The 11,455-nt window shown below is 73.5% G+C and carries 9 protein-coding genes and 1 tRNA gene; 6 read left to right on the forward strand and 4 right to left on the reverse strand.

Translation table 11 applies throughout. The annotated features are described in order from the left end of the window. Positions 1-13: 13 nt before the first annotated feature. Entirely contained in the window at positions 14-2,683 is a 2,670-nt protein-coding gene (locus ABTY59_RS36285) for an SCO7613 C-terminal domain-containing membrane protein (protein ID WP_352023411.1), read from the reverse strand. An 83-nt stretch (positions 2,684-2,766) separates the two neighbouring features. On the opposite strand from ABTY59_RS36285, the gene ABTY59_RS36290 reads away from it, so the two are divergent. After that, positions 2,767-3,213 (forward strand): SRPBCC family protein, encoded by a 447-nt coding sequence (locus ABTY59_RS36290; RefSeq protein ID WP_352023412.1) that lies wholly within the window; start codon positions 2,767-2,769, stop codon positions 3,211-3,213. A gap of 39 nt (positions 3,214-3,252) precedes the next feature. Beyond that, a tRNA-Val gene (locus ABTY59_RS36295) sits at positions 3,253-3,324 on the forward strand. Between the two features lie 55 nt (positions 3,325-3,379). Here ABTY59_RS36295 and ABTY59_RS36300 read toward each other — a convergent pair. Continuing rightward, positions 3,380-4,108, reverse strand: coding sequence for a 3'-5' exonuclease (locus tag ABTY59_RS36300; RefSeq protein ID WP_352023413.1), 729 nt, complete (start codon positions 4,106-4,108; stop codon positions 3,380-3,382). Between the two features lie 121 nt (positions 4,109-4,229). Here ABTY59_RS36300 and ABTY59_RS36305 point away from each other — a divergent pair, with 121 nt between their 5' ends. The 3 genes from ABTY59_RS36305 to thrS all read left to right on the forward strand — a co-directional run bounded on the left by ABTY59_RS36305 (position 4,230) and on the right by thrS (position 8,233). Beyond that, a complete protein-coding gene (locus ABTY59_RS36305; protein WP_352023414.1) occupies positions 4,230-4,796 on the forward strand; it encodes a DUF4365 domain-containing protein in 567 nt (188 codons plus the stop codon). Next, entirely contained in the window at positions 4,796-6,109 is a 1,314-nt protein-coding gene (locus ABTY59_RS36310; RefSeq protein ID WP_352023415.1) for a hypothetical protein, read from the forward strand. Before ABTY59_RS36305 ends, ABTY59_RS36310 begins: the two co-directional genes overlap by 1 nt. 147 nt (positions 6,110-6,256) lie before the next feature. Then, on the forward strand, positions 6,257-8,233 hold the full coding sequence (gene thrS / locus ABTY59_RS36315) for a threonine--tRNA ligase (RefSeq protein ID WP_352023416.1): 1,977 nt from the start codon (positions 6,257-6,259) through the stop codon (positions 8,231-8,233). A gap of 25 nt (positions 8,234-8,258) precedes the next feature. Here thrS and ABTY59_RS36320 read toward each other — a convergent pair whose 3' ends face one another. After that, complete coding sequence (locus ABTY59_RS36320) at positions 8,259-8,945, reverse strand: potassium channel family protein (RefSeq protein WP_352023417.1); 687 nt, start codon at positions 8,943-8,945, stop codon at positions 8,259-8,261. A gap of 65 nt (positions 8,946-9,010) precedes the next feature. Between ABTY59_RS36320 and ABTY59_RS36325 the strand changes: the two genes are divergently transcribed. Continuing rightward, a complete protein-coding gene (locus tag ABTY59_RS36325) occupies positions 9,011-9,574 on the forward strand; it encodes an HIT family protein (RefSeq protein WP_352023418.1) in 564 nt (187 codons plus the stop codon). 26 nt (positions 9,575-9,600) lie between these two features. Here ABTY59_RS36325 and ABTY59_RS36330 read toward each other — a convergent pair whose 3' ends face one another. Beyond that, positions 9,601-11,256, reverse strand: a complete 1,656-nt coding sequence (locus ABTY59_RS36330) for an AbeC-like domain-containing protein (protein ID WP_352023419.1) — start codon at positions 11,254-11,256, stop codon at positions 9,601-9,603. Positions 11,257-11,455: the final 199 nt, after the last annotated feature.

Here is an 11,455-nt window from a genome sequence, read left to right on the forward strand (position 1 = left end):
GGCCTTCGGCGTCTCACCGCATCCGCGTCAGCCGCTCCCGCAGCCGCCGGGCGTCCCGCAGGCGCTGCTCGTACGTGGCGCCCACCGCGAGCAGCAGCAGCCCCGCCAGGGCCGGCGGCAGCCAGCGCGGCAGCGCGCCCACCGCCTGCACCACGTAGGGCGCCAGCTCGTGCAGCCCGTCCAGGGCGAGCACCGCGCCGCCGAGCACCAGCAGCGCCTGGAGCCGGAAGCGGGCGCCGAGCAGCGTCACTCCGAGCGCGGCGACCCCCAGGGCCAGCGGGCGCGCCCACTCCGGGTCCGTCCAGGCCGCCAGGAGGCTCGGCAGCAGCGTCACGGCGAGACCGGGGCCGTACGCCGTCCAGGAGGAGGCCTCCGGGTCCCAGCGCCGCCGCAGGAACCCGACGACCAGTGCGGGCACCGTCACCGGGAGCGTGTACGCCTCCGGGGTCGTGACGTCCCACACCCCGAGCCGCACCCAGGTGGCCAGCAGGAACAGCGCCGCCGCCGTCCACGAGGCGAACCGCCGCCGCTCGGGCCGTACCGCCGTCGCCGCCGCGATCACCCCGCCCAGGGCCAGCGCGAGCGCGAGGAACGCGGGCCGGGACGCGGCGATCCCCAGGGCGAGCACCCCCACGGCCCCGCCCGAGATCTCGGCCGCCAGGGCCACCGGGCGCGGCGCCCTCGCGCCGAGGGCGGCCGTCGCCGCGGGGACGAGCAGCAGCGTCAGCGCCGTCCAGTGGTCCGCGAACCCGCCGGCGGCCGCCACCGCGCACACGAGCCCCGTCGCCGCGAGCACGGCGGCCGAGGCGGAGACCACCCGGCGCGCGTCCGTACCGAGCGCCGCGACGCCGGCCAGGAGCGCGAGGACCACGCCGAGCGCGGCGAACGTGGCCCCCCGGACGTCCAGGGCGAGCGCGACCGCGCTCCCGGCGGACGCGAGCCCGCCGGCGTACGCGATCCATCCGAGGGCGGTCCCGGGCGCGGGCGCCTGAGCCCGACGCGGGGCAGGCGCCCCCACGGGCCAGGGGGCTCCGGGGCCGCCGGCCGGGGCCTTCGGTGCCGCCGGGCCGGCGCCCGTCGGCGTGGCCCGGGTCTCCGGCGTGTCCGTGCCGGACGCCTCGACCGGAGCCGCGACCACGCGCAGGCCGCGGGTCAGGGGGCCCGGGCGGACCGCGAGGCCCAGGGCCGCCGCGGTCGTGAGCAGCTGGAGCGCGAGCGTCGCCGCGTACGGGAGGGCGAGGGAGACGGGCAGGGCCGTGAGCAGTGCCCAGACGAGGGCGAGCGCCCCGCACCGGGCCCAGAGCCGAGGGAGGAGCGAGAGGGCGGCGGCGGCCACCGCGAGGACCAGGACCGCCGTCGCGGGGTACGAGGACAGGGCGACCGCGGAGTGCTCGCCCGACCAGACGTCCGTCGTCCGGGCCACCGGCCCGAGGAGCCCCGCCACCGCCGGGGGCAGCGCCCAGACGGCCCCGAGCGCCGCGACACCGGCGCCCGCGCCGGCGAGACCGAGCCGGATCCCGTGCGGCAGCCGCCCGCGACCACCGGCGGGAACCTCCGGGCCCGAGGCCGGCGCCGTCCCGCTGCCGCCCGCCGCGGGACCGGCCGGGGTCGCGCCGGACGCCACGGCACCGCTCCCGGCGGTCCGGGTGTCACCCGTGCCCGGCGTCGTACCGCCGCCGGCCGCGGGGCGCGCGCTCTCCGGGCGCCACACCGATGCCAGGGCCAGGGCGCACAGCACGTAGGCGGGGACCGTCCAGTCCGCCGGGAGCGCGGTGCGCAGGAGGCCTCCGGTGGCCGTCAGCGTCGCCAGGCCCGCGAGGGCCGAGGCGGCCGTCGCGACGGCGGGGGCGCGCCAGGCCGCGTACAGGGCCACCGCCGCGCCCGCGAGGAGCAGCGCCGCGCCGCTCCAGGGGAAGACCAGGGAGAGCCGGCCGCCCGTGAGCAGCGCCCAGCCGCCGAGGGCCGCCGCGGCCGTGCCGGCCGTGATCCGGACCGCGGCGGGGCGGGTCCACAGCACGACCGCCGCGTCCACCGTCGCCGTGACGAGCGCGGCCCACGCGAAGGCCGTCGACCCGCCGCCGAGCGCGAGGACCCCGAGCGGGAGCGGCAGCTGCGCGGCGACCACGGCCGCCGGCAGGGGGAGCCGCAGCCGGGACAGCGCCGAGCCGTACGCGGTCCACGCGCCCGCGAGGACCGCCGACGCCACCGCCGTGTACCCCAGGCCGTCCGCCTCCGGCAGCGCCACCCGGTGCAGCGCGTACGCGTCGAGCACCGTCAGCACCAGGCCGAGCGCCGCCACCGATTCGGCCGTCGACGCCAGGCCCCTGCGGAGCAGCGCCACCGGCGCCGCGAGCGCCGCGCCGGTCACCACGGCCAGTACCGTCGCGCGGCCGCCGATGCCCATCGAGCCCCAGCTCACCAGGGTGAAGGCGACCGCCGCGATCGTCAGCAGCGTCCCGCCGAGGGTGAGGAGCACGTTCTGCGCGCTCCGGGGCGTCGAGTCCGCGACCGGCCCGGCCGACGGCGCCGGGCGCCCGAACGGGGCCGCCGCCGCGACCGGCGGGTACAGCACCTGGATCAGCCAGGCGCGGCGGGCCAGCAACTGGGACCGGCGCGCGTCGAGTTGCGCCAGCTCGCGGTCGACGAGCACCAGCTCGTCCGCGGGCGGCAGGGAGTTGTCCATACCCGGAGTGTGGCTCCGGCCACAGCGGGCGGGAATGCGTCCGGGTACTCAGATCCCGGTCTGAGTACGCCCACACTGGGGGCATGGACTGGTACCGGTACCGCTTCCGCTGCGTCTGGCGGCTCGCCGCCCCGCCCGAGGCCGTCTACGCGGTCCTCGAACGCGCCGAGGAGTACCCGAGCTGGTGGCCGCAGGTCCGTGAGGTCGTCCCGGTCGACGACGCCACCGGCACGGCCCGCTTCCGGTCCGTCCTGCCGTACGACCTCGTCGTCACCGCCCGGTCCCTGCGCCGCGACCCGGACGCCCACGTCCTGGAGGTCGGGCTCGGCGGGGACCTGGAGGGCTGGGCCCGCTGGACCCTCACCCCGGAAGGGACCGGCACCCGTGCCCTGTACGAGCAGGAGGTCGAGGTCCGCGCCCGGCTCCTGCGGGCCCTCGCCGTGCCCGGGCGGCCCTTCTTCCGCGTCAACCACGCCCTGATGATGCGCGGCGGACGGCGCGGACTCGCGGCCCGCCTCCGCGCGGTTTGAACCGGAGGCGCGAAGGCCTGTATGGTTCAACCCGTTCCCGGGCGATTAGCTCAGCGGGAGAGCACTTCGTTCACACCGAAGGGGTCACTGGTTCGATCCCAGTATCGCCCACCGGGAGAGGCCGGTCCGTCGAAAGACGGACCGGCCTTCCGCATTCCCGCCCCCGTCACGCGGCGGTGCGCAGCTCCGGCCGCAGCGGCCAGGACGGGTCCACCGTCTCCGGCGTGCCCTGCCGGGTGAACCAGGCCTGGAGGCCCCGCGCCTGCGCCGCGTGCCACACGGCCTGGAGGGTGTGGAGCTCCGTCGGCGTCAGCCGCTCCAGACGGGACGAGAAGCGCCGCGCCACCGCCCGTACGACGTCCATCGCGGCCGTCGCGTCCGCCGCCGCGTCGTGCGCGCCCGACAGCTCCACCTCGTAGTGCGCGCACAGGTCGGTCAGCGTCCTGCGGCCCTTGCGGTAGCGGTCCAGGTGCTTGTCCAGGACGCGCGGGTCGAGCACGGTCAGCGGGGTGCCCGCCGTGTAGTTCCCCAGCGACGAGGCCCGGTGCCGGCGCAGCTCGCGGTCCAGGATCGTCAGGTCGAACGGCGCGTTCATCACCACCAGCGGCCGCCCCGCCGCCGACTGTTCGGCGAGCGCGCGCGCCAGCTCCTCCATCACCGGCGCCGGCCACCTGCCGTTCCGCTGGAGGTGATCGTCCGTCAGGCCGTGCACCTCCGTGGCCCCCGCCGGCACCGGTATGCCGGGGTTGACCAGCCAGCGCGTCACCCGCGGACGCGCCCCCTCAGTGTCCTGGACGACGAGGGCGGCGGAGACGATCCGGTCCTCCTCGACGTCAACTCCTGTGGTCTCCGTGTCGAAAGCGGCCAGGGGCCCTTCGTACCAGTGCATCGACATCCCCGAACTCCCTGCACACGTGCGGCAGATGGCCAACCCCCTGCCCCGAAACGGTGATACCCGGACTGTTTGCGTCGTACGCGGACCGGTCACAACACAAGGGACGGGGAAGGAAGAAGACATGGCGCTCGCCCAGCCCGAGTCGGGAGGGCTGCCGCCCCAGCGGGCGGCACCGACGCGCGGCTCACTCGCCACCACCGCCTGCATGGAGACCCTTCAGGTGGGATACCTGCACGCCGTCGCCGCCGCGGCCGGCTGCTCGCTGTCCCAGCCCTTTCCGGACAACGGCATCGACTGGCACGTGAGCCACAGCGCTCCCGGGCACACCGTCGACGACGAAGTGACCATCAAGGTGCAGCTCAAGTGCACCTACCAGATACCGCCCCGCCCGCCGGGCAGCGCGTTCTCCTTCACGCTCGACAACGACCACCTGGTGAAACTCGCCCGGACGCCGGTGTCCGTGCACAAGATCCTGGTGGTGATGCTCGTCCCGAGGGCGCAGGAGGACTGGCTGAGGGCGAGCCACGACCGGCTCGACCTGCGGCACTGCTGCTACTGGACCAACCTGGCCGGACACCCGGTCACGGGACGGCGCCGGACCACCGTGCGCATCCCGACGACACGGATCTTCGACGACCGGGCGCTCTGCGAGATCATGACCCGGGTCGGCGTGGGAGGGAGACCTTGATGCACCGACCGATCGACGAACCGGGGTTCGGGCACGAGGGGGACGGGGCCGGGCACGGCTCCGTCCCCCCGCCCTACCGGCCACACCCGGCGCCCGGCGAGACCCCCGGGCCCTGGACCGGAGTCCCCGCCCCGCCCATCGGACCCTGGGCCGACGCCCAGGGCGCCCCCGACCCGGGCAGGGTCGACCCGAGGGTCCTCGGCGCGCTCCTCGCCCGCCACGGCTGGCGCCGCCGGGGCGGTGCCGTCGGCCGCTACAGCCGCTGGACGCCACCCGGCAGCGGCACCGGCACCAGCCTGCTCGTCCCCGAGAGCCGCGCCTTCCCGGACTGCGAGGACCTGCTCGGCGAGGCGCTCACCGCCCTCGCCCACAGCGCCACGCCCTCCGCCCGCGAGGTCCTCACCGGCCTGTCCGTGCCCAGCGACGAGATCCGCTGGTGGCGAGACGTGCCCCCGGGCCCGGCGGGCACCGTGCCCTGGACGGTGCAGGAGCAGCTCAGGTCCGCCGCCCGGCAGCTGCTCCTCGCCGGGGCCCTCGCCGTGCGCGGCCGGGCCGGCTACTACGGCGCCCGGCACCGGCGCGGCGCGCAGGCGTCCCTGGAGACCGTCGTCGTCGGCGCGGCGCCCGGCGGACGCGGGCTCACCGCGTTCCTGCCGGTCGAGCCGGGCCGCCCGATCGCCGTACGGCTCTACCACGCGCTGTACGCGGCCCGCGAGGCCACCGACTACCAGCGGGCCACCGGTGGCATGGAGGCCTTCGACACGGCCGTGGAGGCGGGGGTCAGCCGTGAGCTGACCGAGGCGCTCGTCGCCCTGGTCCGGGGGACCGAGGGCGCCCGCATCGCCCTGGAGTGGGCCCCGGCCGCCGGGGCGCCCGAGGGCTGCGCGGCCCGGCCCGAACCGGTCGAGTTCTCGCCCGGCGACCTGCCCGCGCTGCGCGAGGCGAGCGCCCGCTATCTGACCGACGAGCCCTCCGTGCCGGTCCGGCTCACCGGCGCCGTGGTCCGGATGCGCCGCTCCGGGCCGCGCGGCGAGGGGATCGTACGGCTCCGGGTGCTCGGCGGCGCCGAGGTCCCGCACGTCCGGGTGGCGCTCGACGAGGAGGCGTACCGGACGGCGGGCCACGCCCATCTGGTCGGCCTCCCGATCCGGGTCGTGGGCCGGCTGGAGAGCCGCGGCGGCTTCCGGCGGCTCACCGAAGCCTCCGGGGTCGTCCCCGTCCAGGTCGACGAGACGGAACGGGACCGGCTCCTCAAGGCGCTGCACGAGAACCTCGACTTCTTCGAGGAGGCGTGCGGCCCCGAGGAGGAGTAGCAGAGCGGGGGCCGAGGCCCGGGAAACCCTTTCGCGAGGGGTGCGAACCGCTCGGTAAGATCGGTGACGACGCGGCACCTCGTCTCTGCCGCGCGTCGCCGGCGCCGGCACCTCGTGTCTGCCTGCGCCCTTATGTATGGAGTACCCGTGTCTGATGTCCGTGTGACCGTCCAGTCCGCCTCGGAGGCAGAGGAGAGGGCGGTGAGCGCGGGCACCACCGCCGGCGCCCTGTTCGCCGACGACCGCACCGTCATCGCCGCCCGTGTGGGCGGCGAGCTGAAGGACCTGTCGTACGAGCTCGCCGACGGCGATGTCGTCGAGGGCGTCGAGATCTCCTCCCCGGACGGTCTCGACATCCTGCGCCACTCGACCGCCCACGTCATGGCCCAGGCCGTGCAGGAGCTCTTCCCCGAGGCCAAGCTGGGCATCGGCCCGCCGGTCCGGGACGGCTTCTACTACGACTTCGACGTCGAGAAGCCCTTCACTCCCGAGGACCTCAAGGTCATCGAGAAGAAGATGCAGGAGATCCAGAAGCGCGGCCAGCGCTTCGCCCGCCGCGTGGTGACCGACGAGGCCGCCCGCGAGGAGCTGGCGGACGAGCCGTACAAGCTGGAGCTCATCGGCATCAAGGGCTCCGCGTCGACCGACGACGGCGCGAACGTCGAGGTGGGCGGCGGCGAGCTGACCATCTACGACAACCTCGACGCCAAGACCGGCGAGCTGTGCTGGAAGGACCTCTGCCGTGGTCCGCACCTGCCGACCACCCGGAACATCCCGGCGTTCAAGCTGATGCGCAACGCGGCCGCCTACTGGCGCGGCAGCGAGAAGAACCCGATGCTCCAGCGCATCTACGGCACCGCCTGGCCGTCGAAGGACGAGCTGAAGGCGCACCTCGACTTCCTCGCCGAGGCCGAGAAGCGCGACCACCGCAAGCTGGGCAACGAGCTCGACCTCTTCTCCGTCCCGGACGAGATCGGCTCCGGCCTCGCGGTCTTCCACCCCAAGGGCGGCATCATCCGCCGGGTCATGGAGGACTACTCGCGCAAGCGCCACGAGGAGGAGGGCTACGAGTTCGTCTACTCGCCGCACGCCACCAAGGGCAAGCTGTTCGAGAAGTCGGGCCACCTGGACTGGTACGCCGAGGGCATGTACCCCCCCATGCAGCTCGACGAGGGCGTGGACTACTACCTCAAGCCCATGAACTGCCCGATGCACAACCTGATCTTCGACGCGCGCGGGCGCTCCTACCGTGAGCTGCCGCTGCGCCTGTTCGAGTTCGGCACCGTGTACCGGTACGAGAAGTCGGGCGTGGTCCACGGTCTGACCCGGGCCCGCGGCTTCACCCAGGACGACGCGCACATCTACTGCACCCGCGAGCAGATGGCCGACGAGCTGGACCGCACCCTCACCTTCGTGCTGAACCTGCTCCGCGACTACGGTCTGACCGACTTCTACCTGGAGCTGTCGACCAAGGACCCGGAGAAGTTCGTCGGCTCGGACGAGGTGTGGGAGGAGGCCACCGCGGTCCTCCAGCAGGTCGCCGAGAAGCAGGGCCTCCCGCTGACCCCCGACCCCGGCGGCGCCGCGTTCTACGGCCCGAAGATCTCGGTGCAGGCCCGGGACGCCATCGGCCGTACCTGGCAGATGTCGACCGTGCAGCTCGACTTCAACCTGCCGGAGCGCTTCGACCTGGAGTACACCGCCCCGGACGGCACCAAGCAGCGCCCGGTCATGATCCACCGCGCGCTGTTCGGCTCGATCGAGCGGTTCTTCGCGGTGCTCCTGGAGCACTACGCGGGCGCGATGCCGCCGTGGCTGGCACCGGTCCAGGCCACCGGCATCCCGATCGGCGACGCGCACGTCGACTACCTGTACGAGTTCGCCGCCAAGGCGAAGAAGCAGGGCCTGCGGGTGGAGGTCGACTCCTCCTCCGACCGGATGCAGAAGAAGATCCGGAACGCGCAGAAGCAGAAGGTCCCGTTCATGATCATCGCGGGTGACGAGGACATGGCCGCCGGCGCCGTCTCCTTCCGCTACCGCGACGGCTCGCAGGAGAACGGCATCCCCGTCGACGAGGCGATCGCCAAGCTCGCCAAGATCGTCGAGGACCGCGTCCAGGTCTGATTCCAGGTCTGACGGGCCCGTGCCCTCAGGAGTCCCCCGGGGAATTCCCCGGGGGACTCTTCTCGTCCTCCCGGGTGAACGCCTGGATCAGCCAGGACGAGAACGAACCCGTCACCGCGCCGAGCAGGGCGAGCCCCACGCCCATCATGCCCACCGCCGTCAGCCGGCCCATCGGCGTCACCGGGGTCACGTCGCCGTAGCCCACCGTCGCCAGGGTCGCGCACGCCCACCACACCGAGTCCCCGAACGTGCGGATCGTCGCGCCCGGGGCGGCGTACTCGTAGTGGTAGACGGTCAGCGCCCCCGCGAAGCCCAGCAGGCCCGCCGTCATCCCCGCGTACGCCATGACCCGGGCGTAGAGCGTGAGCCGGGGCTTGTCGCGGCGGCGCTGCACCCGGTCGTACACGCTCACCACCCGCAGCGGCCGCAGCAGCGGCAGCACCACCACCACCGTGTCGAGGAGGTGGTGGCGCATGAAGCGGAACAGGCCGAGACCGCTCAGCCTGACCCGTACGACATAGTCGGCGATGAAGACCGCCCACGCCGCGTACGTCAGCGCGAGGCACAGGTCGCGCAGGGGCCCCGCCAGGTCGTGGCCGAGGATCCGCACCGCGTAGGCGGCGAGATAGACCAGGGCCATCACCGTCAGCGGGGTCTCCATCCGGTCGTCCCAGCGTTCCTGCGCGGGCGGGATCAGCGGCCTGTCTCTCATCGGATCAGCATGGCCGCTGCATGGATCTTGCGCCCCGGCGACACGATCCGAACGGGCGAAGCAATATGCTGCTCAGCATGACGACTGAGCCCGAGCAGCAGATCGGAGTGGGGACGCGGGACGCGTTCCAGCGCCTGTGGACGCCCCACCGGATGGCGTACATCCAGGGCGAGAACAAGCCCACCGGGCCGGGGGCCGAGGACGGCTGTCCGTTCTGTGTGATCCCGTCGAAGTCGGACGAGGACGGCCTGGTCATCGCGCGCGGCCAGAGCGTGTACGCGGTGCTCAACCTCTACCCGTACAACGGCGGTCACCTGATGGTGGTCCCGTACCGCCACGTCGCCGACTACACCGACCTCGACGAGGCCGAGACGGTCGAGCTCGCCGACCTCACCAAGCGCGCGATGGTCGCGCTGCGGGCGGCCTCCGGCGCGCACGGCTTCAACATCGGCATGAACCAGGGCGCCGTCGCGGGCGCCGGCATCGCCGCCCACCTGCACCAGCACGTGGTGCCGCGCTGGGGCGGGGACACCAACTTCATGCCGGTCGTCGGGCACACCAAGATCCTGCCCCAGCTGCTCGCCGACACCCGGAAGATGCTGGCCGACGCGTGGCCGGCCACCCTCTGAGCCCCTGAGCCCCGCGCGGACCCGGGTCAGGCGTCGTAGACGTCGGCCTTCTTCGGACCCGGGTCCTGGACGCCGCCGCTGAGGATCAGCGAGCGGTTCGTGAAGCGCTCCGTGTCCACGTTGTGCTCGTCGAGGACCCTCAGCGTCGCGGCGTGCACGGCGCGGAGCACGGGCGTCGCCATGCGGATGGCGTCGTCCGCCATGAAGCGGTTCTTCCAGAGCGGCCCGGCCCAGACGTGCCGCAGACCGAACGGCTCGGGCAGCGACATCTTGCCGCCGAGGAACTCCAGGACCGGCGGGTACCAGGTCAGCGGGGCGCGCACCGCGAGCCGGACGATGTCGTTGGTCGTCAGCAGCGGCTGCTGGATCTCCTTCGTCTCCCAGAAGCGGACCGTCTTCGCGACCTCCTTCGTCTTCGCCTTCGGCTTCGTGGTGAAGAGGCCGTGGACGGGACCGAGCGCGTGCCCCGTGACCTCGATCCGCAGCGTGTGGTGGAGAGAGGTCACCGTGACCATCATGGTGAGGACGAGATTCCCGTCCCAGAGGGTGAACTGCACCCCGAGGTAGTGGCGGTTGCCCGCGCCGAACTGCTGGTCGTTGCAGATGCGCTGTATCTCGTGCGGCTTGACCTGGTAGTGGACGATGTTGTCGCCCTCGGGGCGGCTGACCTCGTCGGCGCCCTCGCCGACCGGGGACACGATCCAGTGCTTGACCGTCGGCTTGGGGAATCCGGTCTTCAGGGAGCCGCGCTCCAGGAGCGCCAGCTCGTCGTGGATCTTGCGGATGATGTCCCAGGCCCGGAAGGCGTGGAGCTCCTTGCCGGGCTGGGGGACCAGCTCCTCGGCGAGCGTCCAGCTGCCCCAGCGGGTGCCGAGGCCGAGGATCCCCTTGGTGCCGGCGTAGAACACGATGTTGGACTGCTGCTCGGCGGACAGCTTCTCCAGGTTGACCCGGAGCGCCTCCGCGGACTTCTCGCCCGGGTCCTGGGGGACCGACTTGGGGACGTGCGGGCCGCTCCCGCCGCCGCCGAGCAGGCCCGTCCAGCGCTCCCGCAGGTCCACCGCGGCGTTCTGGCAGATCCGGCTCGCGAGGTACCAGCCGACGACCGGGGCGACGACCATCGCGCGCAGGTAGTTCGGCAGGATCCCGTCGAAGGGCAGCTTGATCAGGACGAGCACGGCGAAGAGCCCGGCGGCCCACAGGAGCGCGGTGCCGAGGGCGCTGTTGCGCTTGTTCTGGGAGCCCGAGACGAGCCGGCGGAGCTGGATCACGCCGAGCCACAGCAGCAGACCCGGCAGGAACAGGACGCCGCAGAACACGGTGACCAGGGTCAGCTTGACGTCGCGCTGCCTGCGCAGATGGGTCGCGGCCAGGCAGTGCTCCACGACCGGCTGCGGCTCGGCCCCGAAGGACTGGATCAGCGCCTTGCGCGCGCCGCCGAGCATGCGGACCTGGACCGCGCGGGAGAAGGCCTCGCCGAGGTCGGGGCTGAAGAGCCCCCACTTCCCCTCCTTGACCGTGGTCTTGTAGAGATCGTTGTCGGCCTGCTTGATCGTGTCCAGAGGACTGTCGCGGTACGCGGCGGACGCGAGCGCGTTCGTCGCGCCCGTGCCACCGCCCGTGTTCTGCAGGGGGATCTGCGCCCCGGGTCCAAAACCGTCGATCGCCACTGCCGCCCCCATCGCGCACGAGTATCTGTGCGGGCTGTTCCCAACTGCCGCGCCCCGCACACCTTCTGAGCTGGGCACCACAGCGTAACCGGGTACGGCCGGATGCGTCACGGCCTGTGGACGCCGTCGGCCGAATGACGTCCGCCCGGCGCGCGCCGGGCGGGCGGCGATACCAGTTGATCCGGGAACAAGGAACCCAACACCCCCAGTT

The organism is Streptomyces sp. NPDC096079, from assembly GCF_040303145.1.
In the GTDB taxonomy this organism is placed as follows: Bacteria; Actinomycetota; Actinomycetes; order Streptomycetales; family Streptomycetaceae; genus Streptomyces.